A 14,375-nucleotide genomic window follows, 5' to 3' on the forward strand; every position below is an offset into this window, starting at 1 on the left:
ATACTTTGATTTTCACAGAAAAGGGGAAGTTAAATTAGGGAGGTAAGAATGTAATATTTGAATCATAAAGTGCTCTGCTCAATAATAAGATATCCTTGTGTCAAAAAATTCTTTGAAAGCAGGGATGTTAATGTTAGCTTTACATGCAAGAAAATCCTCTATTCTGTTTGCCGTCGTAACAGCTGTTCTTCTACTCTTTTCAACCTTCTTCAGCCCAATACATGCTGATGCAGCACAATCTAAAAGTCAAAAGGCTGTTGCCTATTCAAAAAAATTAACGAACAGTCCATATAAATGGGGCGGAACAACACCAAAAGGGTTCGATGCCTCCGGTTTCACACAATATGTATTTTCAAAAAGCGTAGCAAAAAAATTACCGCGCACCAGTGCCGATCAACATAAAACAGGTACTTCCGTTGCTAAAAATAAATTGAAAGCCGGGGATCTAGTATTTTATAAAACGGACGGGAAAAAGGTATCATTTGTTGCCATTTATATCGGTAATAATAAATTTATTGGCGCTACATCAAAAGGAGTTAAAACACAAGATATGAATCTCGATTATTGGAAGAAACGTTATGTAGGAGCAAAACGAGTAGTTCAGTAAGCAGATGGATTGGTAAAATAAAAACTCTTTTTCTACTGGAAAAAGAGTTTTTACTCTTGATTAGCGGTAAAACCAAGTCATTCTCTCTAAATCTAATTAAATTTCCGTTTAATCAAATTTTAGTTTAGCGTGAATTTGCTCTCTATACTGAAAAGATGAGGGTCCTCTGCCTTTATATAGCCCTTTTGAAATAACTTTTTATACATAAAATACAGCTCCATTCTATAAGAATAGGCTATATATTCAACCCTACAAAAACGTATGAAGATTATTTACAGAACAAAAATTTACTCTTTCAATAGATTCTTACCAGGCTATGTTCAATCATCTTCTGAAGTGGCAATAGTCTAGGATTACCGTTAATTTTAATGTAAAAACTCTTTAAAAATGTTTTGATATTAAATACTAATAACCAATACTTTTCTTTTTCAATCAGTTCCTTTTGAATTTTTAATTCATCCGGTAAGTGTTGAAGTAATTCTTCTATTTCTATTACATTCAATCCTCTTTCTAGCATATTGAGAATAGGGATTAATAACCTTTCATCTTCATCGTGAATATATACACTACTTGATATAAAAACTTTACTCCATAACACTCTTAATATTTCAGGGTAATCTTCTTTATCTAGCTTTGGGTTCATCACCAACTCGTCAAAAGTGTCAGCTACGTGGGCGACGCTATGTGCCCACCCCTTACCCTCGATATATCCTCTTAAATCCTCTTCAAGATCAATGTACCGTATTAGCTTTTCTTTAATGTTATCAATAGTGACTTTCGATAAAAAATTTACTTGATTATCTCTGCCCAGTATTAATGCTATTAACAGGGTAGTAAACGTTCTTGTGAACACCGTATCGGATTCCTTTTCACCGATTCCCTTAAACATTAATTCATTTATACAAGTATCTAAGAGCTCAATTAAAAGTTCAGTTTCAATTTGATTGTTCTCAATAATTAATTTATAAAAGGAGGTATAGATCAGTTGGTCTCGGAGTTCACTATCCGTAGAACCAATATGCTCTAACATGGAGTTTAATAAGGAAGTTTCATCCAAGTCTTGCCAATAACATTTTCCATTTTTAAGTTCAGTCAAGATAGACTTTAGTTCACTTTCGCTCAATGAAACATTTCCTGACGATAACCACATAATTATCCCCTTTTTTCTTTAATTGAATATTGAATACTACATAATCATATTTGTTAGCTGGAAATACTCTTACAAACACAACACTATAAAATGTAAAATTTTCTTAACCTCATTTCATACTGTGAATAGCTGTATTCCATATCCCATTTAATGAATCATTATTTTTTTATACAAGAAAATGCCAGCACAACTGGAATTCTAAGCCTTCTTTTATATTCTTTCTCATCGGTGAAGTTGTCACGTACAGGTTTACCTTCTCGTAAATCAATCACTGAAAATCCAGAACTGATTAGTGCTCTAAAATACTGTTCGATAGTTCGGTGATATTTCACCACGATTTGTTCAATCCAAGGTTCTTTTCTTTCCCCCTCAAGGAAATAGTCATCCACAATCCAATTTTCACGTCTATCACCTGTTTTTTTACTAGTAAAAGAAGCTGTCGTAAGAGGATGCTGAACACTGAATACAAACTTACCTGCTTCTTTTAAAGACAAATGGATGTTACGAAACAAAGAATCTATATCAGAGACATAATGGATTGCAAATCTGGATGTTACAATGTCAAACTTTTCTTCTACGTATGTATATGATTCCATTGTATGATGATGTACGCTTCCATTCACACCTGATAGGTTTCTCTTTGCTTCCTCCACCATTTGTTCAGAGCCCTCTATCCCAGTGTAGGACGCTGCACCGCGTTCTACTAAATCTTTGCCGAAGGAAGCATCACCACAGCCCAAATCTAATATATCTTTATTTTGAAATTCATTTAGTAGTTCATACATAATTGGAGTTTCAATAGCATTATTGGGACTATCTTTCCTGCTTTTTCTTTTCATAAATTCCGAAAAAAAATCTTCCTGTTCATAAACACTTGGTCCCCTATATTCCATCCATCTCTCCCCCTATGAAATTCTCAACCTACCCTCTAGTGGTCTATTTATCTGCCTTCAATGCAGAGCAACGGAATATTAAAAGGAAGGCTGCTCAAACCTACCCCTCTTAGAAGATTGTCCTCTAAGACTCCTATTTCAGTTACCTTCATAGTCCCTGCTTCGGGGTGTGTAAACCTCAAACCTTAATTCACACCCGCTTCAAGTATGCTAAATGTTTTTCTTTCACAATCCATTTCAGCCATAGCTCCGAGAGGAATAATACTCATTGGAGCCGTATGTCCAAAACTCATATTATAAAGAATCGGCAAATCCGTTAACTTTAGCTCATCCCGTACCACACTAAGGATTGCTTCCTTATACTCATCGTAATAACAATCATCATATGGCTTGGAAAATAATAAACCCTTAGCATTTTGCAGAATTCCCTGCGCCGCGTAATTTCGCAGCCATCCAAGAAACAGATCCGGACTCACTTTTACTTCTGATGTCTCAAAAAATATCAGTTTATCCTTCCATTCATCAATTGCAGGCCACACTACAGTCCCTTTAAGCATTTCCAGCACATCCATGCATCCTCCTAATAATTTCCCCTTATGTATTCCCTCTCCATGTAACAACTCATAACCGCTGTGCGGAGATGTTTTTCTTTTACGTGTCCAGTTTTGCTTTTCCCAAGGGATATATTCACTTGTCCATTCAGATGGCGGTCCAACTTGGCCAATAGGTTCGCCTGAAAATAAAACCCGTTTCACCCAATGATTCGTATAATCAAAAGCCTCTACATTCTCTGCAAATTCAGCCAGAATCGAGGGTCCATAATAACTCATTACCCCTGCCTTATAACAAATAAAATGAACGACGGTAGAATCAGAATACCCAAGAAAAATCTTTGGATTATTTTTGATTACCTCATAATCAATGTATGGCAGCATGCGAATGCTATCATCTCCGCCAATACAAGAGAATATCCCCTTAATTGATGGATCCCGAAAGGCATTCATCAAATCACGTGCCCGTTCTTCTGGATGATTATATACATACTCTGATCCCTTTAATGTATGAGGCAGCTCAACGACTTCTAAGCCAAATTCCTCTAACCGTTTCTTTCCTATCTGATAACGCCAATAAATATCAGGATCTCCTGCTCCACCCCATGAAAAACTGGCTGTAGCAATTCGGTCTCCACTACTTAATCGATTTGGCTTCTTCAACTCTATTTCACTCACCACTTTCTTTTACAATTATTTCCTTAATTGATTATATTATAAAAAATTCAAAATATATAAATAATTGTTTAACTATACTATTTTTAATAGTAATCTCACCATTTTCTTATAACCTAATGCAGGAGAACAGTGTGATGAACGTATTGAAACTCTGAGTGATTAATACACGATAAATGCTCGAATACATAAGCAGTATAGTAAATGGCACTTCTACTCTACTTCACCTTCGTAGAGTAGGTTCCTATTCATCACATGCAAAATAACCCCATATGTACACAAAACCAACTTGTAACATATGGGGGCTCAAATCCATAAAAACTATAACTCAGGATTTTCCACAGCATTTCTTATACTTTTTTACTTCCGCATGGGCATGGATCATTTCTGCCCACTTTTATGCTTCTGGAAGCCTGTGAATTTTCGGGTTGATAATGACCAGCCCACCACGTGAACTCTTCATGAACGTTTGTAATGGGCCGGCAATCATTTGCATATATCGGATCATAGTTCCTAAATTGCTCCTCCACATCATCGAGCGACATATGAAGGGCATTCACTTTCTTTTGGGCAAAAACCTCTTTGATATCATCATATAAATCCCGAAAATTTAATACCATACAGGAATCAATTAAAATAGTATACATATAACCAGATTCATCTTCCAGCTCCCCCTGCAGTAGATCATGATAGTAATATTCAACCATTTCCCTTGATATACGTTTTTGCAGGACAAGGGATGTAATTGCTTGAATCCCAGTAGCACGAATACACTCATCCAAAGATTGATCATCAATTAAATCAAATAATGCATCCAAATCCGGCATGGAAGGGATATTTCCATCCATAACTATTTCACCGGGATATGTATCAGCAAGTATACGGCCAGCCGTTGTAACCAGGTAATCATCATATAAATCCAAAGCAATATCATCCGGTAATTTTAAAGTTTGTAAAAATGGATAAAATGCTTCTCTGACGTTTAACTGTCCCAACAAAACAGCTGCATAAATATGGTCAATTCGATCAGGTTCACTAAGAAACATTTCTGGTTCCTTGAGAACAAAATCTACTATACCCAATAGCTCAGGAATAACATCCTCACGAATCATTAGGAGATCAATTTCCTCTTTCGGATAGGTGTCACCTATATAGCGAATTTTTTTTACTAATTCCTTGGTCGAAATAGTTGGATCGCCCATCTTATTTCACCCCCGTACCTTTCTTATATAAGTAGTTTATCAAACATTCTCTCAATTCTTCTACTCGCAAACCATTTTTATAATTGCTAAAATGAACAACAGTACAAACAATCTGCTATATTGTTATATCACTAGGGAGTTGTTTTGATGAACAGACATTGGTTAAAGGTTATTGTAGGGGCCTTCTTTGAGATCATCTGGGTAAGCGGTCTAAAAAATGCAGATAGTATATGGATGTGGCTGATTACACTAGCTGCAATCTGTATCAGCTTTTATATGATGATTGATGCAAGCCGCCACCTGCCGGTTGGGACGGTATACGCTGTCTTTGTTGGATTAGGAACAGCTGGAACGGTTATTGCGGAGATTCTCTTCTTTGGTGAACCGTTAAAAATAGAGAAAATAGCATTAATCCTTCTCTTATTAATAGGTGTGATTGGTCTAAAAATAGTGACTGATGAAGACACCTCCAAAAAGGAGGCAAATCAATAATGGCCTGGTTTGCACTGGTTATCGCTGGATTTTTAGAGATATTTGGGGTCGGCATGATTAATAGATTGAATAAAAATAGGGATTTCTTATCCCTGCTTCTTTTGATTGTCGGTTTTTCAGGGAGCTTTTTCTGTCTATCATTCGCAATGAAGACACTTCCCATGGGTACTGCCTATGCTGTATGGACTGGTATCGGTGCAAGTGGGGGAGCATTAATTGGCATGCTTTTATTTGGAGAAGCGAAAAGTTTAAAACGAATTATTTTCATATTACTCATTTTAATTTCTGCTATTGGCCTTAAACTGGTATCATAATAGCCCAAAATAGAAGGGACACACAAAAAACGAGCCATGCTATGGCAAACAATTTGCTTAGCTTGGCTCTTCTATTACTTGTTCAACCATTCCATGATGATTTCTCTAAACTTCTCATAGCAGGAAGTACCCCTCAAGATAGAATCATGATTTAATGAAGCAATCATATTTTTAACTAAGTAATGTCGCGGCTCTTTATTATGCAATAGTTCATCTTGCAGGAATTCGATTATTTGTAGCTTTTCCGCACGAAACTCAGCATCAACAACCTCTTGTTCAAGGTAAGTCTTTAGTTGGTTAACGGATTGGATTAAATCGTAGCAAAAATCCCTGTTTCCTTTTGGACCCTCCGGAATAAACATAGTTAACACTTCCGGTTCTATTAAAACAACATCATTCTTACTTACATCATCAACAATCACCTTTATGCGATCTAAATAATAACGAATTGCTTTTTTCGCATCAAGATCTCCTTTTGCAATACTATAAAAATGCATGTGGTGTTGGACCATGGCGGATAGAATAATTGCACAATCTAACAAATACGGTTTCTTCTCCACCCCAAAAATATCGACAAGGCGGTTGTGAATCCAATTTAAATATAACCATCTCGTTTGTTTCAAATAATCTTTTAGTTCAATATCATTAGATACCATTACATCTTCAATAAGGGCAAATAATTGATTATGCGAATGTGATTTCCTTTGTACATAAAGTTGCTCTATAAAGATGTCTATATTACTGAGATCCCTCCCAATAATTAATTCATCTCGCTGTTGGTGATACTCTTCAAGGAAGGAATCGTATACAGCTTTGAAAAGTTCACTTTTAGAAGGAAAATAATTATAAAATGTTCCTCTGGAGATCCCGCTATCTTCAATAATTTCTTGAATAGACGTATTTCTATATCCCTTTCCAATGAAAAGTTTCTTTGCATGGCTGATAACTTGCTTTTTTCTTACGTTCATAACAACTCAATCCATTCCTATGACTTCAGTTATTTGAGTGTATATTAGCTTATTTTTAGGGTAAATACAAATTTATATATTCTAAATTATTTTAATTGCTAAACGAAAAGAAAGAGAGTAATATAATCAACATGAATTATGAGTCTAATAATTAAACATATAGTATAAATCAAAAGGAGAGAAGTACATGACAGCAACAGAAAGACAACAAATGCGTCCCAATTATGGGATTATAGCCATTCTTTTAGCCGGTGCATTTGTATCTATATTGAATTCAACATTATTGAATGTTGCCCTTCCGTCCATGATGGCGGATTTTAAAGTTGAGCCAACAACGATTCAGTGGCTCGCAACAGGTTATATGCTGATAAACGGAATTATCATTCCATCAACAGCGTTTTTAATTCAGAAGTTCTCGGTTAGACACTTATTTATAACCGCGATGATTCTATTTACAATCGGAACAATCTTTTCCGGATTTGCACCGAGCTTCGCATTATTATTGGTTGGAAGAATGATTCAAGCAGCAGGCTCTGCCATTATGATGCCCCTCTTAATGAATGTTCTTTTAACGAGCTTCCCAATTGAAAAACGTGGTGGTGCGATGGGGATTTTAGGGCTTGTTATGATTTTTGCCCCTGCAATTGGTCCTACATTATCAGGGTGGATTATTGAACATTATGAATGGAGATATCTGTTCTATATGATCATCCCGTTTGCCGTTATTGTTTTACTACTATCGATTTTTAAATTAAAAGATAAGAAAGAAAAAAGTAACGCTTCATTGGATGTATTATCCGTTATTTTTTCAAGTGTCGGATTCGGAGGGTTATTATATGGATTCAGCTCGGCGGGTAGTAAAGGCTGGGATGATGTTGAAGTATTCGGTACACTGATTGCAGGTGTAATTGGCTTGATATTGTTGATTGTTCGCCAATTTCAACTGGAAAAGCCGATGCTCGATTTCCGTGTCTATAAATATCCAATGTTCTCCTTATCTTCAGCTATATCGATTGTTTTGAATATGGCGATGTTTTCAGCCATGATTTTAATGCCAATTTACCTGCAAAATATACGTGGTATATCCCCATTAGATTCTGGTTTATTAATGCTTCCAGGTGCAATCATTATGGGAATTATGTCACCAATTACAGGTAAATTATTTGATAAATTTGGCGGTCGGATTCTTGCCATAATCGGTTTAACCATCACAGTCGCTACAACTTATTTCTTCAGTCAATTAACAACTGAAACTACTTATGGAACATTAATTGTGATGTACTCTGTTCGTATGTTCGGTATGTCAATGGTCATGATGCCGATTATGACCAACGGGATGAATTCATTGCCTGCCCGATTAAATCCACATGGTACAGCTATGAACAGTACACTTAATCAAGTATCCGGTGCAATTGGTTCCGCCTTACTTGTTTCCGTTATGACATCACGTACGAAAATACATGCGGAAGAATTGGCAGAAAAAGCAATGAGTAAGCTTACCGGTCAACCAAGTCCAGAAGAAATAGCTCAATTGGAGGCACAAATCTATACTCAAGCAACAGTAGATGGGATTAACGATGCATTCTTTATAGCGACATTTATTGCTGTATTGGCTCTTATCCTTGCCTTCTTTGTTAAACGACCAAAGAGAGCAGACGAACAAATCAACTTACAAAAAACACAAGACCTCTCCCAGTAACAGGAGAGGTTTTCCTTATTATTCCCAAGTCCATTCTTCTATATTATTTAACAAAGATAGAGGCTGTTCATTTGATTGAAATGCCAGCTCTCCTAAATTTAATTCTTTCTTTGTATAGTATAAATGATCTGGATGGACCAACCATATCCATGGTAAATCCTTCGCGGTCTGTCTCAGAATTGATTGCCATATTTTAAAATCACCACTAGCAAGCGCTCCTTCAACCAACTGATTTACTTCAGCAGATATATGTAAATTCATCCTAGTATTATCTTCATGGAACCTATGATACAAATCAATCGGACTATGATTACCCACACGCGTAATTAACGGATTATTAAACTTATTTGAATTGATTTCCTTCTCATTTTGACCAACCACTTCTACTGAGATTCCAATTTCAGCTAATTGTTGCATAAGTAATGTCGCCATGGACTGCGCTATAGGGTCAGACTCCAGAAACAAAAGATTAAACTTCGCTTCTATTCCCTGTTTTTCCAATACACCATCCTCATCGTTATCAATCCATCCCGCAATTTTCAAAATTTCTTTCGCTTTGTCGATATTATTATATTCAACCTCTGTTTCATTGTAGCCCCACGGAAGCCGATCAGCATCACGATAGGCTGCTTCTCCATATCCATATAAAACTTCATTTATGAGGTAATCACGATTAACTGATAAATTAATTGCCTGGCGGATGGACCATTCACTTGTTACCTTATTTCCAGTTTCTTTAGCAGAGACATCTGATTTCGTTGGGACAGTAGTAAAGGCGATTCCATACTGATCACTACCTTTAAAAGCATTGATATCCATTCCATCTATGACGCCCACATTTGCAAAGGCAGGAGATGTTTGAGCGACATCTACCAGATCCTTTTGCGCCGCTGCATAGGCTTCTTCCTCATTCATGAAAAGAATGATAACCCTTTTAAAAATAGGCTTTTTCCCATAATATTGCTCATTCCTGACAAAAACTGCCCGCTCTCCTACATTCCACTCCACCAGAATATAAGGACCTGAACCAATAGGATTCAACGTGAATAACTCATCATAGTGATTCTCAGGGACTATTCCGAGCTGAGCAGCTGTATAACTAAAGGTTGACAAGGGTTTCTCCAATAGAAAATGGATCGTGTATTCATCTATCACCTTGGCTTCTTTTAACAAGGATAGATCCTCCCATCCATTGTACTTAGCAGTATTGAAGGTAAAAGCTACATCACTCGCTTTCACTTGTTCCCCATTCGAAAAATAAGCATCATCCCTAATTTTAAATTCCCAGGTCATTTTATCTTCACTGACCTGATATTCATCAGCCAAATCATATGTAATTCCCATATCTTTATCAAAGGATAATAAAGTACTTTGAATCAATGAAGTACCATTTGCTTGTGTATATAGAAAAGGATCGAATCCTTTAATCGCATCCGGAGAAAGTGCCACTGTTAATTCTTCCTGAATGTCTTCGGCTGTACCCACCCCTGCTCCCAAATTAAAATATCCGCTAGTCAAAATTATGGTGATGATGATTCTTTTTACGATTTTCTTCATCTTTATCCCCCGTTAGATAACGGCATTACTTAAATTCATACCAAGTAGCCACAATAATACTAAGTATTATGTACATACACCCCTAGTTAATTCTATTTACCTAAAAGAAAGAGGCAGGATTTGAAATCTGCCTCTCTTCTAATTTCCTTTTTTATTTACCCGTATCGAATTCAGTCAGTATAACTAACAAAAATATACCTGACCATCTAACTAATAGGAGTAGACTAAGAAGCGCCAGATAGGTTTTGGGTTCCATCATCTTTATCTTCTTTTTGATTCTCGGAGCTCCCCTCTGAATGGTTCGGAACTACATTTTTTACTTTCCGAACGACCTTCTGAACCATTCGGAACCTTAATTTTATTTATCGTCTTTTTTACTCTACATTGTTGCCGTTGAAATCAACGCCCTCTTCTTCTTTCGATTATCCGACTAGGCTTTTTTAAAATAAATACGTGCTTCATAGGCATTTAATTTTTTACTTGTCGTTTCATTATAGTTAGAAATCAGGATAGATGTCCCCTGCATATCCATTTCATTGTTCAGCTCAATTTTTATAGGGTTGGGCTGAACATTAGAGACAAAGTAAATCGTCTCATCAGCGTAGCTTCTTTTGTATCCATAAAGATGAGGGTGTCCTTTAAATAATTCCTGATAATCCCCATATACGAAGACCTTGTGCTGTTTACGGAGCTTGATCAATTTTTGATAAAAATAAAAGATGGATTCTGGATTACGCAATTCATTGCTCACATTAATTGATTTATAGTTTGGATTAACCTGAATCCACGGTGTACCTGTTGTAAATCCAGCATGTTCTTCATTAGTCCATTGCATCGGTGTACGGCTATTGTCTCTGCTTAATGGCTGCAAATCTCTAAGAACCGTATTCGGATCCGCTCCCTTTGACACCAACTCAGCATACTGATTTTTCATTGCAATATCGTTATATTCGTCAATAGAAGAAAGGCGAATCCCTGTCATTCCTATTTCCTCGCCTTGATAAATATAAGGCATGCCCGGCAAGGAATGCAGCATCGCAGCAAATAGTTTGGCTGATTGAACACGATACTCTTTATCATTACCGTATCTGGTTACCACTCTTGTATGATCATGATTATTAATAAATTGTGAGTTCCAGCCTCTCCCATGTAAACCTTCATACCACCTGGCCTGAATCTCTTTAAACTTCGTTAAGTCCCAGGTTGGCATTTCATCACAAACTTCAAAATGAAACAAGCTATTCAGTTCATGACGGTTTTTATCCACATATAATAGTCCTTGCTCAGGTGATACGAAGGCTACCTCCCCTACGGTCAACACATCATAATGACGGAATACCTGTTCATTCATTTCCTGCAAATAATCATGAACTTTAGGATGGTTGGCCAAATAACGAATATCATATGGATCGTCTGCATCCGAAAAATCCTCCGGCTTCGCAAGCAGAGCAATTGCATCCAGTCTAAATCCATTAATCCCTTTCTTTAACCAAAAATGCAGGATGCGATATATTTCTTTACGGACTTCCTCATTCTCCCAATTTAAATCAGGCTGTTCAGCTGCGAATGAATGAAAATAATACTGACCAGTCCGTTGATCATATTCCCATGCAGACGGTGAAAAGTAAGAACGCCAATTATTTGGAGGATTCTCCTGGTCTCCATCTCTCCAAATATACCAGTCTCTTTTTGGATTATCTTTACTGGAACTCGATTCTTTAAACCAACTATGTTCATTTGAGGTATGGTTTACGACTAAATCCATAATAATTTTTAAGTTTCGTTTTTGAGCTTCCTTCATTAATTCCTCGAAATCCTCCATACTGCCCGCTTTCGGCATAATGGAATAATAGTCGGAAATATCATATCCATTATCTTTATCAGGAGAAAGATAAAAAGGATTGAGCCAGATTACATCTGCACCCAATTCTTTTATATAATCCAGCTTCCTCGTTACCCCTCTTAAGTCTCCATACCCATCCCCATCACTATCATAAAAGCTTCTCCAATAAACCTGGTACACGACACTTTCTTTCCACCATTGTTTGTCCATCTCTCCCACCTCATAAAATGAATTATGTGAAGCTTATCTTTCAATTATTTTTCATTAGTTAGAGTAGAGCTTTTTCTCTACCATTTAAGAGCATACATCTCATGCTTCTTCTTGTTCCTCAGCAATTTAAACAAGAAAAGTTGAGCATGTATACCCTTTCATATGTCCATTTTTTTAGCACCTTAACATTTAATATAGAAGCTTTATTTGAAACAAGCCTGCTTTCTAAATCCTTTAAATATTCGCAGTGCGTCCTTTAACAACACGTATTCTTCCAGGGAATTGGAAAGCTGAAGTCTGTCATATAATTGACCAGCCTGCTCATTTACACAATCGCCTTCTAAAGCCAGAATCGAATCGAGCTTTACGAATATTTCTCTCATCAGATGGACATCTACATCCTCCCTTTGCATCCGCAAGAACACATCATAAATGGCATGATTCAAACGGCGCTGAGATGATAGAAAGTTTTCCATTTCTTCAAGCTGCAGCATTTGATTATTTAAAAATATTCTTTCCTCCATTAAAGCGGAAACGGCAAATAAATGATTGATTGTATGTGCATTATTTCTTTGGTTTAAATAAGCGGAGACTTCACGCTGCAATTCCTTGGATACTTGTTTGTAGCTTTTCATCAAATCTCTTGTACCCTTTTCCAGCGTATGTGGAAGTAATAAACGATTTGCAAGCATACCAATACCTATACCTATCAGAACAAGCATAACTCTTCTCAGTGACAGGAGCGTCGGGTCGCCCGTGAGAGCAGCTGTTCCAAGAGCAGATATCGTGACAGTCAATACGACATTTCTATACTTCACCGCATAGCCATTTCAAATACCCAACCAGAAAGACCAAGAAGGAGCGTATAGTAGGTTCATGAAAGATACTAAATAATAGTACAAAGATAGCCGCTCCCATTAAAGTGCCGATCACGCGTTCCTTGAAGCGATATTTAGCTGTCTCATAATAGGGTTGCGTCACAGAAAATATAGTAAATAAAATCCAGCGTCCTTCATTGATGTTAAAATAATCAACGATTAAAGCAACAGCTGCAATAGTGATACCCAATCGCAGTGCGTATGTGAAACGAGCTGAATGTCGATTAATGTCCTTTAAAAATTGATAGGTATTCCGGTAGCCTTTAGGAATCTCTACCACACCCTCAACCTTGTTCAGTTCAGATGATTCACTAGTATGAAGGTACCTCAATAATTCACGCAATAATTTCAACGTACTAATGATTTCGGCTATGTATGCGGATTCATATTTGTTAAGCGCTTTATTTAGACCATTCAATGAATCATCAGATAAGCTTGACCCTTTATTGACGTAATCCCTCATCTGTCTCAATTCAAAATTCAGAGCATCCAAGACATCCTCTGGGTAGTCACTTGCAGTTTTGCGGTTTAACATCAAATGCAGCTTTTCAAGACAGACCGAAATCTTTAAACGAACTCTGCCTTCGTGAGTCAGATAGTAACCCTTGACTTTCCGAAAATAAATCACCTTCCTGAACTCGTTGATATCTGACAGAATGACGGAATCCAACTCTTGATCAGGCTGGTTATCTCGAATCCGATTTAACTTTTCTTGCAAATGGCTACATACCTGCAAGAAATAATGATTGCCCCTTTTAGATAATTTCCTTCTATTAAATACCCATTGTACCATCATGATAATCAAAGCCCCTGCAACTAGAGATAGTAGTCTCAATGGGAATTCCTCCAACGGAACTGGATCGGTCAAAATGAATAAATATTGCAAACCAACCGCAATATGGATAGGTCCTTTTATGTTAGATGTGAAAAAGTATCCTACAATAAACATAGCGATAAAGTTTACTAAAAGTCCTACCCAGGGATTGATCAAGGCCAGTTGACCAAATATTCCTTGGGACAAATTGACTGCCAAAATCAGCATTAAGCTCTTCCATGGGGATACAGTAAAATCCCTCTCTAAATACATGAGCAGAGCCACCACAGTCGTGACCCCAATCAAAACATTATGTTTCCCAAACACAGCCTCAAAGCCTGTCACAAAAAGGATAACAAAGATAAATATCAATGTTTTTGATATGATCAGCTACTTCATAGCTTCCCTTCCTTATCCATAAATTGTTATATCAGAATATTGAATCACAGTATAACATACTATGCTGCCAGGAAAAAAACACACGAAAAAACTTTCTAGCTTGGATACATTAATTTAATAAAA

At 36.8% G+C, this 14,375-nt stretch carries 13 protein-coding genes; 4 read left to right on the forward strand and 9 right to left on the reverse strand.

Translation table 11 applies throughout. From position 1 onward, the window contains the following. Positions 1–130: 130 nt before the first annotated feature. Positions 131–607 carry a C40 family peptidase gene (locus AC4D4A_RS15395; RefSeq protein WP_490996694.1) on the forward strand — a complete coding sequence of 159 codons (477 nt, stop codon included), beginning with the start codon at positions 131–133 and terminating at the stop codon, positions 605–607. 295 nt (positions 608–902) lie between these two features. Here the strand turns inward: AC4D4A_RS15395 and AC4D4A_RS15400 are convergent, their stop codons facing one another. The 4 genes from AC4D4A_RS15400 to AC4D4A_RS15415 form a co-directional block, all read right to left on the reverse strand. After that, positions 903–1,757, reverse strand: coding sequence for a DUF2785 domain-containing protein (locus AC4D4A_RS15400; protein ID WP_490996695.1), 855 nt, complete (start codon positions 1,755–1,757; stop codon positions 903–905). A gap of 158 nt (positions 1,758–1,915) precedes the next feature. Continuing rightward, entirely contained in the window at positions 1,916–2,650 is a 735-nt protein-coding gene (locus AC4D4A_RS15405; RefSeq protein ID WP_490996696.1) for a class I SAM-dependent methyltransferase, read from the reverse strand. A 185-nt stretch (positions 2,651–2,835) separates the two neighbouring features. Continuing rightward, on the reverse strand, positions 2,836–3,864 hold the full coding sequence (locus AC4D4A_RS15410; protein WP_490996697.1) for a S66 family peptidase: 1,029 nt from the start codon (positions 3,862–3,864) through the stop codon (positions 2,836–2,838). A gap of 362 nt (positions 3,865–4,226) precedes the next feature. After that, positions 4,227–5,078, reverse strand: coding sequence for a DUF1186 domain-containing protein (locus AC4D4A_RS15415; protein ID WP_490996698.1), 852 nt, complete (start codon positions 5,076–5,078; stop codon positions 4,227–4,229). A 147-nt stretch (positions 5,079–5,225) separates the two neighbouring features. Here AC4D4A_RS15415 and AC4D4A_RS15420 point away from each other — a divergent pair, with 147 nt between their 5' ends. Further along, positions 5,226–5,570 (forward strand): DMT family transporter, encoded by a 345-nt coding sequence (locus tag AC4D4A_RS15420; RefSeq protein ID WP_490996699.1) that lies wholly within the window; start codon positions 5,226–5,228, stop codon positions 5,568–5,570. Continuing rightward, on the forward strand, positions 5,570–5,884 hold the full coding sequence (locus AC4D4A_RS15425; protein WP_490996700.1) for a DMT family transporter: 315 nt from the start codon (positions 5,570–5,572) through the stop codon (positions 5,882–5,884). The genes AC4D4A_RS15420 and AC4D4A_RS15425 overlap by 1 nt, the downstream gene beginning before the upstream one ends. Positions 5,885–5,958: 74 nt before the next feature. Here the strand turns inward: AC4D4A_RS15425 and AC4D4A_RS15430 are convergent, their stop codons facing one another. Next, the gene (locus AC4D4A_RS15430) at positions 5,959–6,852 is read right to left on the reverse strand and encodes a TetR/AcrR family transcriptional regulator (protein WP_490996701.1); all 894 of its coding nucleotides are present in this window, start codon (positions 6,850–6,852) and stop codon (positions 5,959–5,961) included. A gap of 187 nt (positions 6,853–7,039) precedes the next feature. Here AC4D4A_RS15430 and AC4D4A_RS15435 point away from each other — a divergent pair, with 187 nt between their 5' ends. Next, a complete protein-coding gene (locus AC4D4A_RS15435) occupies positions 7,040–8,551 on the forward strand; it encodes a DHA2 family efflux MFS transporter permease subunit (RefSeq protein WP_066108113.1) in 1,512 nt (503 codons plus the stop codon). 18 nt (positions 8,552–8,569) lie between these two features. On the opposite strand, the gene AC4D4A_RS15440 is transcribed toward AC4D4A_RS15435, so the two are convergent. From AC4D4A_RS15440 to AC4D4A_RS15455, 4 genes are all read right to left on the reverse strand, one after another. After that, positions 8,570–10,108: an ABC transporter substrate-binding protein gene (locus AC4D4A_RS15440; RefSeq protein WP_490996702.1), complete on the reverse strand. Its 1,539-nt coding sequence runs from the start codon at positions 10,106–10,108 to the stop codon at positions 8,570–8,572. A 430-nt stretch (positions 10,109–10,538) separates the two neighbouring features. Continuing rightward, positions 10,539–12,161 (reverse strand): glycoside hydrolase family 13 protein, encoded by a 1,623-nt coding sequence (locus AC4D4A_RS15445; RefSeq protein ID WP_490996703.1) that lies wholly within the window; start codon positions 12,159–12,161, stop codon positions 10,539–10,541. Between the two features lie 203 nt (positions 12,162–12,364). After that, positions 12,365–12,979: an aromatic acid exporter family protein gene (locus AC4D4A_RS15450; protein ID WP_490996704.1), complete on the reverse strand. Its 615-nt coding sequence runs from the start codon at positions 12,977–12,979 to the stop codon at positions 12,365–12,367. Beyond that, the gene (locus tag AC4D4A_RS15455) at positions 12,969–14,126 is read right to left on the reverse strand and encodes an FUSC family protein (RefSeq protein WP_490996705.1); all 1,158 of its coding nucleotides are present in this window, start codon (positions 14,124–14,126) and stop codon (positions 12,969–12,971) included. Before AC4D4A_RS15455 ends, AC4D4A_RS15450 begins: the two co-directional genes overlap by 11 nt. Positions 14,127–14,375 lie beyond the last annotated feature (249 nt).

It is taken from the genome of Pradoshia sp. Z5_111 (genome assembly GCF_058267535.1).